12 protein-coding genes and 1 pseudogene are annotated in these 13463 nt (G+C 39.8%); 3 read left to right on the top strand and 10 right to left on the bottom strand.

Annotated features, from left to right (window positions below):
• Positions 1-411 precede the first annotated feature (411 nt).
• A pseudogene (locus tag ABPH35_RS11010) lies at positions 412-531 on the top strand (transposase); the annotation flags it as partial.
• 317 nt (positions 532-848) lie between these two features.
• Here ABPH35_RS11010 and ABPH35_RS08635 read toward each other — a convergent pair.
• The 5 genes from ABPH35_RS08635 to ABPH35_RS08615 all read right to left on the bottom strand — a co-directional run bounded on the left by ABPH35_RS08635 (position 849) and on the right by ABPH35_RS08615 (position 6716).
• The gene (locus ABPH35_RS08635) at positions 849-1751 is read right to left on the bottom strand and encodes an ABC transporter permease (protein WP_349989358.1); all 903 of its coding nucleotides are present in this window, start codon (positions 1749-1751) and stop codon (positions 849-851) included.
• A gap of 12 nt (positions 1752-1763) precedes the next feature.
• Positions 1764-2720, bottom strand: coding sequence for an oligopeptide ABC transporter permease (opp4B, locus tag ABPH35_RS08630; protein WP_349989357.1), 957 nt, complete (start codon positions 2718-2720; stop codon positions 1764-1766).
• Between the two features lie 2 nt (positions 2721-2722).
• Positions 2723-3667, bottom strand: coding sequence for an ATP-binding cassette domain-containing protein (locus ABPH35_RS08625; protein WP_349989356.1), 945 nt, complete (start codon positions 3665-3667; stop codon positions 2723-2725).
• Entirely contained in the window at positions 3667-4668 is a 1002-nt protein-coding gene (locus tag ABPH35_RS08620) for an ABC transporter ATP-binding protein (RefSeq protein ID WP_349989355.1), read from the bottom strand. The genes ABPH35_RS08625 and ABPH35_RS08620 overlap by 1 nt, the downstream gene beginning before the upstream one ends.
• Positions 4669-4919: 251 nt before the next feature.
• Positions 4920-6716: an oligopeptide ABC transporter substrate-binding protein gene (locus tag ABPH35_RS08615; RefSeq protein ID WP_349989354.1), complete on the bottom strand. Its 1797-nt coding sequence runs from the start codon at positions 6714-6716 to the stop codon at positions 4920-4922.
• A gap of 216 nt (positions 6717-6932) precedes the next feature.
• Between ABPH35_RS08615 and pbp3 the strand changes: the two genes are divergently transcribed.
• On the top strand, positions 6933-8165 hold the full coding sequence (pbp3, locus tag ABPH35_RS08610; protein WP_349989353.1) for a D-alanyl-D-alanine carboxypeptidase PBP3: 1233 nt from the start codon (positions 6933-6935) through the stop codon (positions 8163-8165).
• A gap of 45 nt (positions 8166-8210) precedes the next feature.
• Here the strand turns inward: pbp3 and hpf are convergent, their stop codons facing one another.
• The 3 genes from hpf to ABPH35_RS08595 all read right to left on the bottom strand — a co-directional run bounded on the left by hpf (position 8211) and on the right by ABPH35_RS08595 (position 10777).
• Positions 8211-8750, bottom strand: a complete 540-nt coding sequence (gene hpf, locus ABPH35_RS08605) for a ribosome hibernation-promoting factor, HPF/YfiA family (protein ID WP_349989352.1) — start codon at positions 8748-8750, stop codon at positions 8211-8213.
• Positions 8751-8826: 76 nt separating this feature from the next.
• Positions 8827-9492, bottom strand: coding sequence for a ComF family protein (locus tag ABPH35_RS08600; protein ID WP_349989351.1), 666 nt, complete (start codon positions 9490-9492; stop codon positions 8827-8829).
• Positions 9458-10777: a DEAD/DEAH box helicase gene (locus ABPH35_RS08595; RefSeq protein WP_349989350.1), complete on the bottom strand. Its 1320-nt coding sequence runs from the start codon at positions 10775-10777 to the stop codon at positions 9458-9460. The genes ABPH35_RS08600 and ABPH35_RS08595 overlap by 35 nt, the downstream gene beginning before the upstream one ends.
• A 66-nt stretch (positions 10778-10843) precedes the next feature.
• Between ABPH35_RS08595 and ABPH35_RS08590 the strand changes: the two genes are divergently transcribed.
• Positions 10844-11476, top strand: a complete 633-nt coding sequence (locus ABPH35_RS08590; RefSeq protein ID WP_349989349.1) for a YigZ family protein — start codon at positions 10844-10846, stop codon at positions 11474-11476.
• A 136-nt stretch (positions 11477-11612) separates the two neighbouring features.
• Here ABPH35_RS08590 and ABPH35_RS08585 read toward each other — a convergent pair whose 3' ends face one another.
• Together ABPH35_RS08585 and ABPH35_RS08580 are read right to left on the bottom strand one after the other, a co-directional pair.
• On the bottom strand, positions 11613-12737 hold the full coding sequence (locus tag ABPH35_RS08585; RefSeq protein ID WP_349989348.1) for a Fic family protein: 1125 nt from the start codon (positions 12735-12737) through the stop codon (positions 11613-11615).
• Between the two features lie 141 nt (positions 12738-12878).
• Positions 12879-13463 (bottom strand): IS3 family transposase (locus tag ABPH35_RS08580; protein ID WP_368849737.1); only part of this gene is annotated, 585 nt, incomplete at its 5' end.

The raw sequence follows: 13463 nt of genomic DNA, 5'->3' as shown, positions 1-13463 counted from the left end.
CCTTACGATCCCCTGTACTTTCATATATAACGCCTTGAATTCTTCCATCTTTTCTGCCTCCTGCCTTCCTTCTGATGTTCTCTAGTCTAACAAAATACACCCAATGTTTAAAGGACTTTTTTGTCCTGTTTAGCCTAAAGTAAAAAATACGGCTCTATAATTTCTGTAGTGGGTAAAACCACCATGGAGATTATGGGGTCTTTTTGAGTGTAGAAAAAAAGTCCCATATGACCTATAATGAAAAGCAACCAAACCATCATTTTAGAAAGTCTCATATGAAACAACTAAATCGTATCACAAATTTTCTCGGAATAAAAGACCAAAATATTGTTTTCGCTGAGGAATATGATAGGGGAACCCACCTAGAACCCCATGGTCACTTGGATTACACAGCTCCTAAATGCCCAGTATGTAAAAGTCATCAAACGAAATGCCTTTGGCTTTAGGAACTTTGACAACTTTAAAAAACGCATTTTGATTGCCTTAAACATCAAAAAAGAGAAAACGAATGTCGTTCTCTCTAGATGTTAGCTTTTCATCTACCCACTACAGTTGACAATGAGCCTTTTTGATTTTGAATGAGTATCAAGGGTCATTCGTCAGATGAGATAAGTCACAATCATTTTCAGAAATGGCATTAAGTGAAATGAGTTTGTTTCCAAGAGATTTGACAACTGTTAGATTCGCTACTGCTTCACTTTGGACAACTTGGACAACATAAAAAGAGAAGATGAATTTCGTCTCCTCTCATACTTATTTATAATACCGCTCTCTTCAGCTACATACCAGCTAAAAAGAACTCCAGTTGTGGATGTTCTGCCACATTCTGGAGTTCACTCCTATATTATTTAACCGAGTCGTTGTTTGGCATCAGCTGCTCGTTGGAGAGCTTGTCCAATATAGTTGATGCATAACATCATTACTAAGATAAAAACTGCCGCTGGTAGCCAAATCCATGTTTTGTTTTCCAAGATATCTGCATTTCGAGCATTTGAAATTAAGGTTCCTAAACTTGGTACCGTTGCAGGAAGACCGAATCCTAAGTACGTAAGGGACGTTTCAATCCCGATATTTCCTGCAAAGTTCAATGTGAGGTTAACAATAATCAAAGAACTAAGGTTTGGCAAAATCTCACGGAACATGATCATGAAGTCACTTGTTCCCAAGGTCTTTGATGCATTCACATAGTCTAAGCTTGCTTCGGATAGAGTCCTTGTCCTAAAGAGCCTTGCCTTATATGTCCAAGCAAATAAACTCATAATGAAGATAAAGTGATAAATTGTATAGTTTTTAACAACTGTAACAAATACAATAATCATCATCAAGCTTGGCAAAATTAAGATAAAGTCAACAATTCGCATTAAGAAGCCATCGAAGCGACCACCATAGTAACCAGCAACAATACCAAGAGAGACTCCAACAATACTTGTAATAATGGTAATAGAGAATCCAATCACAATCGAATTACGAGCCCCGATAATCAGTTGACCTAAAATGTCTTTACCACCTTCGTCTGTTCCTAAGATATGACCATCTATTCCCGGCTCTAGGTAACGTCCAAGCAGGTTTACTTTCATTACTTCTTCTTGATTCAGAAGAATCGCCCCGATAAATACTCCAATTAAGATAGTTACTAATAGGAATAGTGAAACCAAAGCTACTTTATCTTTTGCAAATTCTCTGGCAATAACACGTAATCCTCCTGGAGGAGTAGATGCCGCGTTTTTATCTAATTTTTTATCTTTACTCACGTTTCTCCTCCTCTATTTAATTCGAATTCGTGGGTCTACAATACTCATGATAATATCAGACAATAAGGTTCCTAGCAAGGTTCCAAAACCAAACATGAGCAAGAGGGCTAAAATTACACTGTAATCACGGCCTGAAAGTGATGAAATAAAGAGTTGTCCCATGCCAGGATAAGTGAAAATATTTTCAACAAAGATCGAACCACCAATTAGTCCTGTCAATTCATAGCCCAAGAAAGCCGCAATCGGCAAGATTGAATTACGGAAAATATGACGGTTATACACCACTTTTTCTGGTACACCTTTAGCACGAGCTGTACGAACATAGTCTTGATTTTTCGCATCAATGATACCCGTTCTGAGATACTGAATCGTACTCGTTGTTGATAGGATGGCTAATGTCAAGGCTGGCAAAATCATGTGATGCAAACGACTAAAGATAGCTGCTAAACCTGTCACACCAGAAGCTACTGTTCCACGTGTTGGGAACCAGCCAAGCGAAAATCCAAACAACCATAATAGAAGAATAGCAAAGATAAATGTTGGTGTTGAAAAAGTCAAGAAATTATAGACATTGATCACTTTATCTGCCACAGAATTTTGATAACGTCCTGCAATCATACCAAGCGGTAGGGCAATCACGTAGGTAAGCACCATTGTCAAAAGAGACAACCAGATGGTATTACTTAAACGTTGCCCTATAATGGTCATAACAGGCTGTTTGAAGAAGACACTCTGACCAAAGTCCCCATGTAAGATATTACCAACCCATCTGAAATATTGGATGTGAATTGGGTCATAATAACCATACTGGATACGCAACCTTTCGATTGCTGCTGGGTCAATACTTGGGTCAATTTGACCTGTAAATGGATCTCCTGGCATCAACTTAGCAAAAGCGAAAGCAATGACACTAAGAATGATGATTTGAGGCACCATGAGCAATAAGCGCCGTAATATTGTTTTCCACATGCTTAGTTTCCTCCTTCCGCAGCTGGCAAAGCAACGCGATGAGTCGCTGAGAAATCTTTCAAATCGAATACACGACCATTTTCATCATAGAAGATGCTTTGCTTTTCAAGATACTCTGCTTCTGATGCCAAGCGACGTTGCTTGTTTTTCTCACGATTGAGTGGGTCGATACTTGGAATAGCCGACAATAGGCGTTTTGTATAGATATGCTGTGGATTATTATAAATATCTTCTTTATTTCCAGTCTCTACAAAACGTCCACGGTACATGATGTAGAGTTCATCACACATGTGTTGAACAACTCCGAGGTCATGCGAAATAAACAAATAGCTCAACTTGTACTCGTCTTGAATGCGTTTCATGTAATTCAACACTTGCGCTTGCACAGATAAGTCCAAAGCAGATACCGGTTCATCTGCAATAATCAAACGAGGATTACTTGCTAAGGCACGTGCAACTCCAATCCGTTGACGTTGTCCACCTGAAAACTCATGCGGGTATTTTACCAAGGCTTCTTCTGTTAACCCAATCGTATCCAACAATTGAAGAACTCTCTTCTTTTCCTCATCTGGTGACACACGGTCAAAGTTACGAATAGGCTCGGCAATGATATCCAAAATCCGCTTTTTCGGATTAAAACTAGAGAGAGAATCTTGGAAGATCATTTGAACATCGCGATTAAAGTTTCCTTTTTTACGACGTGGTTTATTGGTCACATCTTGACCTTCATAAATAATTTGTCCAGCCGTTGAACGCTCCAATCCAATAATCGTTTTCCCGATTGTCGATTTCCCTGAGCCAGATTCTCCTACAAGTCCGTAGGTCTTCCCTTCTTCAAATTCAAGGTTGACACCATCCACTGCATAAACATGGTCTGTCACACGGTTAAAGAAGCCACTACGAATAGGGTAATGAACTTTTAAATCTTTTACTTCAATAAATCCCATTAGTTCGCTTCCTCCTCAAAATAGAATGTCTCATGGCAGGTACAACGAACAAAATGGTTTGGACCCACTTCATGCATTGTAGGATTTTCTTCATGAGCTTCTGAACTAATCCAAGGAATGCGCGGTGCAAACCGACAACCAGTGCGAAGCATTTTTGTCAATGGAGGCACTGTACCATCAATAACATGCAGGTCACCACCCTCATCACTCGATTGTGGATTTGACTTCAGCAATGAGCGTGTATAAGGATGTTTTGGATTAGTAAATAATTCTTCAACTGGCGCAACTTCTACGAATTGTCCGCCGTACATAACCGCCACACGGTCTGCTGTTTCTGCTACAACACCCAAATCGTGCGTAATCAAGATAATCCCAGAACCAGTTTCTGCTTGGATTTCATTTAATAAATCCAAAATTTGTGCTTGAATCGTCACATCTAGGGCAGTCGTTGGTTCATCTGCAATAATAATCGGCGGTTTACATGACAAGGCAATAGCAATCACAATCCGTTGGCGCATTCCGCCTGATAGTTCGTGTGGATATTGCTTAAATGTTCTTTTTGGATTTGGAATTCCTACTTGTTCCAACAGTTCTAAGACACGAGCTGTCCGCTGTTCTGCGTTCATATCCGTATGGTAGTACAAGGCTTCATCAATTTGGGCACCAATGGTCATCAAAGGGTTTAGGGAAGCCAATGGATCCTGAAAAATCATTCCAATATCATTTCCGCGAATCTTATTGTAATTCGCTTCACTCAGCCCAACCAATTCCTTATCTTGGTATTGAATTTGTCCATCAATTTTAGTATTTAATGGATTGTGAAGTCCCATAATAGTGGTTGCCAAGGTAGACTTTCCACAACCTGATTCTCCTACAATCGCTAAAATTTCATTTTTTTGTAGATTAATTGACACACCATCAACGGCATCATAAAATTCATCACCAATACGGAAACCGACGTGTAGGTCCTTAATCTCTAAAAGCGGTTTTGCATTTGTCACGCTTTTCCTCCTTCGTCATCAGCTAAGCTGCCTGTCAATAAAAATAGAATATTTATACCATTCTATCATAAATCACCCTCCTCTGCCAACTATTTCAGCAGAAGGTTAAGCGAAAATTCTTTCTAAATAGCGTAACCATCTCATCTTGTGTGATGATTTTTTACACCAACAATTGGAAAAAGCCAACTCAGTTGGCTTTTTCCAAATCTATCTGTAACCCATTTGTCACGAGAGATTTTTTGTACGCTGTCTTACTCAGCAATTCCTTTTTCTGCTGTCAATTCTACCTCAGTCCACTGCGCTTTAGACGCTGAACCATAATATGTATCTTGATATTTCACACGTTTGTTAACCGCAGTAATTGATTCTGACTCAAACAATGGAATTGCAAATGCTTCGTTGAAGGCATTTTCTTGCCACTTCTTGTAGTTTTCAAGGTTTTTCTTCTCATCGAATGATTCAGGAGAACCAAGCGCTTCAAGCAACTTAGTATTTTCTTCTGACACAAAACGAGACATATTAAACTTATTGGTTGGCCCCCACATATTTGGCATTGGGTCATATCCAGTACCCCATCCACCTAGATAGGCATCAATATTGGAATCATCTGCCTTAAGCATATCATAGAATGAATTCAATTCAATCGTACGACCTGTGTAAAGTTCAACATTCAAACCAATCTCTTTCCACCAAGCAATGTACTGTTGTACAAGTGCTTCGTTTGTCTCTGTTCGCTTACGTGCCCCAAGGCTAATCTTGAATGGTTTACCATCCTTACCTTCACGGATACCATCTCCGTCTACGTCTTTGTAACCAGCTTCATCAAGCAACTGTTTCGCCTTATCAGGATTGTAAGTATAACCCTTCATGTCCGAATCATGCAAATCGCCAAAGAACGATATGATAAGCGATGTTGCTGGGTGATACAAGCCGTTATAAAGTGTTTCACCTGCTGTCTTGGTGTCAAGAGCATATCCCATCGCTTGACGCAACTTCACATCATTCATCTTTGCATTCGGATCTACAACATTTTTCTTCGCCTCTTCATCGTACTTACCAAATTTAAATGAAAGATATTCATAAGACGAGTCAATTTGACCGAGAAGAGTTATATTTGATAAGTTTTTATAAGAATCCAATTGATCTGCTGGCATTTCAGCGATATCATAATGTCCCGCCTTCATCTCTGACACAATCGTATCAGGGGATACGATATCCATCTTCAAACCGTCAATCTTTATTTTTCCTTTGTAGTAATGTTCGTTTGCTACATAGGTGATTGATTCTCCGTTTACTACCTCTTTAATCTTAAATGGCCCCATGCCAACAAATTTAGTTGTCGCACGAGCATAGTCACTCTTTTCCCAATCAGCTACCGGAATGTCTTTGAAGATATGCTTCGGCATTACGTATGCAGGAACTGCTCCACCAGCGTATTGCATTGATGGTATCATCTCTTTGACGCTAAGTACAACTGTATAATCATCAATTTTTTCAATACCCGAAATCTTATCTGCTGTACCCGCCACAAATTCATCCATCCCGACAATGTTTGTAAATTTATTATCAAAACGAACACCCGTGTAGCCTTTATCTGCCATTTTCTCGATGGTGAAGATGTAATCATCAATTGTAAATGGTTGACCATCCGACCACTTATAATCTTTTCCTGTTAAGCTAATTTTTAATTTTTTACCTTCTGTATCAAAGTCGACTTTCGCAAGACCGGAGTCATTCAATTTGCGCTCTCCATCGTAGCCAAACATAGATGAATCTACCATGGTACCAAACACTGTATCAACATGCTGGTCAGTTAACTCATCAATCAACAATCCTGTTGATGCTGACGGAGATACAACTGCATAATTTAACTGTCCACCCTTAATAGCAGTACCATCATGGGTTACTTCTGTTGGGAAAGACAATTCAGCCTTTGGTGCACTTGAGCCACCACTTTTAGATGAATTCTTGGCACCACATGCTGCAAGAGTTGCAACGGATAGAAGTGTCACACCTGCAAGTGTGAGCATTTTAGTCGGCTTTTTCATAAAACACCTCTGTTTTGTTTAATTCTAAAGACTTTTTACGTCTATGAGAGATATTATACCATAAATTTTTCTTAAAAAAAGAATTTTGTCAGAAAATTTTGCAAAAGAAACAATTTTCATTATTTTCAGACTATTTTCACGTAAGATTTCATTCCATTCTTATTCGATTTCTATGTTATAATGGTATTAAGAACTATAGAGAGGTATACTGTACTGATGAAACGACTCTTTCTAAGCAGCCTATTATTGTTGATTAGTTTAACTCCCTCACTTTCCGTATCTGCCGTAGAACAATATAAAACTGAAGCTAAGCATTCGATAGCCATCGAAGCAACTACTGGAAAAGTGCTCTACGAGCAAGATGCGACCACTCCTACCAGCATTGCATCCATTACCAATCTTCTAACAGCTTATCTGGTCTATGAAGCCATAGACGAAGGAAAGATGGATATGGCTACTCCCGTGACGATTTCAGACTATGCATATAACCTGACCATCACTTCCCCTGTGACCAATCTTCCACTCGATGCACGTTCTTATACTGTAAAAGAACTACTGGAGGCCTCTCTTATCGCATCTGCTAACAGCGCTACCATTGCGCTTGCAGAGAAAGTGGCGGGAAGCGAGTCATCTTTTGTTGATAGGATGAAAGAAAAAATAGCTTCTTGGGGCATTTCTGATGCTACATTAGTGAACGCTACTGGTTTAACCAATGACCTACTAGGTAACAATCGCTATCCTGGCACAAAAGATGAGGCCGAAAACCTGCTATCTGCCCTTGACGTCGCTATTATAGCTCGTCGTCTGATTCTGGATTACCCACAAGTCCTTTCGATCACATCAAAATCATCCTTCAAGATGAATGACACCCTCTATTATGGGACAAACTGGATGCTAAAAGGCAATAGCTATGAACGAGAGGGGCTAGATGGATTGAAAACAGCCTCTGGTACTTCGATGGTCGCTACTAGCACGGAGAATGACATGCGGGTGATTACAGTTGTCTTACACACGACCGAAAGTGATGTTTATCCTGAAAAACGGTTTACAGAAACGGCCAATCTGCTCAATTACTCCTATCAATATTTTAAACCATTGACACTGGTGGAAGCTGGGGAAGCTTATCACGATAGTCATATCCCTATTTTCAATGGAAAACAAGCCTCCATTTCTGCCGTAGCCGCTGACGACTTTGTCGTTGTGAAGCGAGTTCGGAATAAAAATGAAATTATAGCCGAGACGGAAGGGCTCGACACGGTTTGGAATGCTCCTGTTGAAAAGAAAACTGTAGTGGGAACCTTAAACCTCAAGGACTCTGACCTCATCGGACATGGATATGTACAGCAGCAACCTAGCATTGAGTTACTGGCCGCAGATGATGTTGCGCCCGCATCTTGGCCAGTATCCTGGTGGAACTACTTTGTCCGCTATGTCAATGAAAAATTGTGATGATATAAAAAATGATCTGCAAATGAATTTGCAGATCATTTTTTATTATTTTACTTCTAGCAGACCAAGGCCACCATCTTCCCGTTTGTAAATAACATTTGTCGTACTATCTTTAGCATCAGTATAAATGAAGAAATCATGTCCTAACAATTCCAGTTGTAAGATAGCTTCTTCAAGATCCATCGGTTTCAAATCTACTTGTTTTGTACGGACAACTTTTACTTCTTCTTCCGCTTGCTCAACTAACTCATCGGTAAACAATTGACTAGTTGATACTTTTTGGCGGTTTTTCTTTTCAATCTTTGTTTTATTGCGGCGGATTTGACGTTCAATTTTATCCACGACTAAATCAATTGACCCATACATATCTTGAGAAATATCTTCCGCACGAAGTGTAATTGACCCCAAGGGAATTGTCACCTCAACTTTTGAGCGTTTATCGCGATAAACTTTTAGATTTACTTTTGCATTTAACTCTTGATCCGCATGGAAGTATTTTTCAATCTTTGCTACTTTTTCTTCGACATAGCTACGAAGTGCTTCTGTTACTTCAATGTTCTCTCCACGAACGCTAAATTTAATCATAGTAAATACCTCTTTCTAAGCTTTCGCTTTTGTTCATTACTATTATACCATATTTAGTTTCTTTTGCAAGCGTTTGCTAACGAGCCAATGAAAAACTTGTGACGGTTTTCGCACCATTTTTCATCAAGATTTGCCTTGCCAACTGAATGGTCGCGCCTGTTGTGTAAATATCATCTATGAGTATAATTTTTTCAGGAACGTCCATATGAGTTGCAATAGCAAAGGGTTGCTTTGAGGCTAACCGCTCCGTCCGATTCTTTTCGGACTGCTTTTTTGTCTCTTCTTTTTGAAGAAGGTCAACAAATGACAAGCCTGCAGCACTGAGTAAGCCTGTTACTTGGTTGAAGCCTCTTTCTGCCATTCTTTTTTCACTAATCGGGATAGGAACCAGGGTGTAATCGGTCTTATTTTTGAAATACTGATGTAGCTCTGCTGCAAAGACTGTGCGGAGTAGGTAATCTCCGATAAATTTATATTGGCTAATATATTCTGCCATTTGCGTATTATAACGATATAGGCTCTCATGAGCAACCTCCAATCCTTTACTAGCCCAGTACAAGCAATCCGAGCAGTTTGTTTCTTCCCCTTCTTTGAAGCAAGTTGGACAGTGGCGTGCCGATATGGGCGAAAATTTTTCCTGACACTCAGTACAGATCCCTTCTTCCTCCCTCTTTAAAAGAAGGAGATCCGAAAAAAGGATGCGCTTTTTAAGAACCTGCTGACAAAGTAGACATCTCGCCATATCCTGCCTCCTGATTCATCACTTTAATTTCTTGAATCGCTCTTTCAATCGCACGATTGCTTCCATCATGAAAGAACAGCAAATCTCCTGTTGGGCGCTCCATACTGCGCCCTACTCTTCCAGAAATCTGAATCAGCGAGGAAGAAGTGTAAAGAGCATGATTTGCCTGTACCACAAACACATCAACACAAGGAAAGGTCACCCCTCGTTCTAAAATCGTTGTCGTGACCAGAATCTCAATTTCCCGACGTCGAAATTGCTCGACGATTTCTAAGCGATTTTCTGTCTGACTGGATACAAAACCAATCCCTTGCTCCGGGAAATGCTCTGCCAACAACTGGGCAAAAGCTTGTCCCATACGAATTTCAGGCAGAAAAAGTAGGAGTGGATACCCTGTTTTTCGTTGCTCCGTTATTTTGCTAATTAACTTTGGAACAATCTTTTTCTTTTTCAAATTCACTTCAAACTTTGACAGCCACATCTTTTGTGGAACGACTAGTGGATTTCCATGAAACCGTCGTGGTAGACGTAGTCGGCAAAGGGCTCCTGACTGAACTTTCTTCTCCAATTCATCTGTTGAAGTAGCTGTCAAAAACATGGTTACTCCATCTACTTTGACGGAATTTTCGACTGCACGATACAGCATGGGATTGTCCACATAAGGAAAAGCATCCACTTCGTCAATCAAGATTAAATCAAAGGCCTGGTAAAATTTGAGCAACTGGTGTGTAGTCGCAATGACTAATGGTGTCCGAAAATACGGCTCTGAGGTACCGTGTAAGAGGCTAATCGGGCAGGCGAAATCCTCCTCCAACCTTTTATACAATTCAATGCAGACGTCAATCCGAGGACTAGCCAAACAAACAGCTCCACCTCCATCAATCACGTCAGCAACCACTTGGTAAATCATTTCAGTCTTTCCTGCTCCCGTCACTGCATGTACCAGAGTAGCCTTTCTTTCTTTGAAATTCTGTCGGAGCCCATCTGAAATTTCTTGCTGCCAAGTGGTTAATTTCCCAGCCCACTTAAGAGATTGCTGAGGAGGAAAGGGTTGCTGAGGGAAATAGTACAGCTCTTCATCTGTCCGTACACGTCCCAATAGCATGCATTCTCGGCAGTACAGAGCTCCATTTGGTAAGCAATGCTTTTCTTCAAATAGAGTTGAGCAACGAAAACAAGTATGATTGGGTGTTTGACTGGGTAGGTTTTTGGCTTGCAGTCGTTCTGTTTCAGTCAATTGATGGTGGGTAAACAATCTTCCATAGTAATTTGCCATATCTGTCATACTTATTTATTCGTAATTTTTATTCGAAAACTTGTCATCTTTAAAAAAACTTAGTACAATCATGTTATGAAAGAATATCGCACTATTACTACTGACGGTCTAGCAGAAGAAGAAATTAAAAAGTCGCGCTTTATTTGCCATTTGAAAAGAGTAAGGACAGAAGATGAGGCTCGTGACTTTATCAACCACATCAAAAAAGAACATTACCGCGCCACTCATAACTGCTCTGCTTTTATTCTAGGAGAACAGATGGAAATCAAACGCTCATCTGATGACGGCGAACCCTCTGGAACTGCTGGGGTTCCTATGTTGACCGTTTTGGAAAACAATCACTTGACCAATGTAGCAGCCGTTGTGACACGCTATTTTGGAGGTGTTAAGTTGGGGGCTGGCGGATTAATTCGCGCTTATGCCGGTGCTGTTGCACATGGTATAGCCGAAATTGGTATTGTCGCAGTCAAGGAGCAACAAGGAATCGGTATTACAATGAGCTATTCTCAATATCAAGAATTTGCTAATTGGCGGACCTCTCATGATTTAGAAGAACACGATACTGCATTTTTAGCAGACGTCCGTACCACGATTTTTGTCGACAAAGAAGATACTCAGAAAATCATCGACAACTTGACCGAGTTTTACCACGGAAAAGTTCAAGCCGAAATGGCAGAATTTCGTGTTGTAGAACTTCCAATTCATTGATAGCACCTATCATTGCGATAGGTGCAAATGCTGTTAAATCAATAGTTTGATACATATCTTGCAACTTTTTCCCGACCTTCTGGACAAGGTCTTTTCTTATTTACAAAAAACACCAGCACGAGGCTGATGTGGGAGATTACTGATGCTGAATAGCACGAATCAGATCGTAATTGTAGTAAGGAATATTTCTTCTTGCGGAGTTATCTTTATCTAATAAGCCTTTGCCAACAAGGAAATCTAAAGCTTTTTTTACTGTCGCAGAATGGTAACCCGTTAATTCTGAAAGTTGAGCGGCTGTTGCCACTGGAGAAGTAAAGGTGCTCAACCAAACATTTTTTTGAGTTTGTGTTTTACACACTGCCAAGCCATTTCTGGCATGCTCATCCGCATTATGAATTTTTTTCAAAATATTGTTAGCCATCTGCTCACTAGCGTTTAAAAACAAATTCAACCACATATTCCAATCAGGACTATCGCCCCTTGTTGCGTTTAAGGCGTTGTAGTAACGGATTCTTTCCTTTTCTAACTCCTCACTAACAAAGAATATGGGATAATGTAACAATCCCTCCTGAACAGACATTAAAGTAATCAGAATCCGCCCTAATCTACCGTTTCCGTCTAAAAACGGATGGATTGATTCAAATTGTGCGTGAGCAACCGCAATACGCAACAAAATATCACTATCAAAAGTAATGGCTTCTTGTTCTCCCTGTGTTTCTAAACTAGAATGAAATTCTCCATTTATAAAAAATTCTAAGTTTGTCATATATTCGCCGATTTCATTTGCTCCTATCGGAATATATGAGGCGTTCTCTATATTTTTATCAGGTCCTATAAAATTTTGAATTTTTCTAAACTCACCACCGTTTGACGTGGTGCCTCTAGCTTCATCAGACATCAAAAGTTTGTGCAACTCCTTAATAAGTCTTGTGGATATAACATCCCCTTCTTTAATAGATTTAAAACCAAAATCAATCGCTTTTTTGTAGTTAAAGACCTCTCTCTGTTGCCAATTCTTGGCGCCACTTTTAGCTGTTTCCATAATTTCATGAAAGGTTACTTGTGTACCCTCTATCCTAGTCGATTGCACAGACTCGTTATAAGATAACAAACTTAATATTGAAGCATTGACAATTGACGACTCAAGTACCGCATCTAATTTTCCTAAAATCTTATTAACCTTTGCTAAGCGTTTATACAAATTCAACGCTTGTTTATTATCGAGCATTACCGGCAGCTTGTTAACCCCTTGCAAAGCCATTTCAATGTCTCCTTAATATATTTTTTTCTATATACTATATTATAAACTTTTTTAATTCAAAAAACAACAAAAAATATAATAAAAACCCCCGCCCAGATTGAACGGCTCCCTGTCAAGTAGACAGTCAAATAATAAAAGATATTAAGCAACCTGATTCCTGAATTCCCAAGGAGTCAGGTTGTTTAATTTTGTTTGATAACGTTGTGTATTGTAAAACTGGATATGGCTTTCGACATCTGCGACTAGTTCCTCATACGTCTTGTATTTTTTGAGATGATAAGACTCTGTCTTGAAATGCCCAAAGAAACTTTCAATCGGTGCATTGTCGATACATTTCCCAACTCGTGACATCGATAGAGTGATGCCAGCCTGTGTTGTAAAATGACGATATTCTTTTGATGTGTACTGACTGCCACGATCGCTATGAATGAGCGGTATTGCTCCTGGATTGGCTGCTAGAGCTTTCTTAATGGTCTTCATGACCAAGGGATTATCATTGTTGTGACCAATCTCATAGGCGATAATAGAGCCGTCATAGAGGTCCTTGATAGCACTCAAATAAGTCTTGGCCCCGAGACCGTATTGTAAGTAGGTAACATCTGTGCACCATTTCTGATTCGGTGCCGTCGCGGTAAAATCACGATTAAGAAGATTTTCAGCGTAGAATCTGTCGCCAGCTTTTGTACAAGCATGTCTCACACGACGAATAGCTGAGCTGATGCCAAG

It is taken from the genome of Streptococcus handemini (genome assembly GCF_040984445.1).
GTDB classification, from domain to species: domain Bacteria; phylum Bacillota; class Bacilli; order Lactobacillales; family Streptococcaceae; genus Streptococcus; species Streptococcus handemini.
Note: the sequence above shows the minus strand (reverse complement) of the source record. Positions and strands in the feature narration are given on the sequence as shown.

Excerpts from the sequence above, each read along its gene's own strand:
- opp4B (WP_349989357.1), bottom strand. The coding sequence starts at position 2,720 with ATGTGGAAAACAATATTACGGCGCTTATTGCTCATGGTGCCTCAAATC.
- ABPH35_RS08625 (WP_349989356.1), bottom strand. The coding sequence starts at position 3,667 with ATGGGATTTATTGAAGTAAAAGATTTAAAAGTTCATTACCCTATTCGT.
- ABPH35_RS08615 (WP_349989354.1), bottom strand. The coding sequence starts at position 6,716 with ATGAAAAAGCCGACTAAAATGCTCACACTTGCAGGTGTGACACTTCTA.
- pbp3 (WP_349989353.1), top strand. The coding sequence starts at position 6,933 with ATGAAACGACTCTTTCTAAGCAGCCTATTATTGTTGATTAGTTTAACT.
- hpf (WP_349989352.1), bottom strand. The coding sequence starts at position 8,750 with ATGATTAAATTTAGCGTTCGTGGAGAGAACATTGAAGTAACAGAAGCA.
- ABPH35_RS08600 (WP_349989351.1), bottom strand. The coding sequence starts at position 9,492 with ATGGCGAGATGTCTACTTTGTCAGCAGGTTCTTAAAAAGCGCATCCTT.
- ABPH35_RS08595 (WP_349989350.1), bottom strand. The coding sequence starts at position 10,777 with ATGACAGATATGGCAAATTACTATGGAAGATTGTTTACCCACCATCAA.
- ABPH35_RS08590 (WP_349989349.1), top strand. The coding sequence starts at position 10,844 with ATGAAAGAATATCGCACTATTACTACTGACGGTCTAGCAGAAGAAGAA.
- ABPH35_RS08585 (WP_349989348.1), bottom strand. The coding sequence starts at position 12,737 with ATGGCTTTGCAAGGGGTTAACAAGCTGCCGGTAATGCTCGATAATAAA.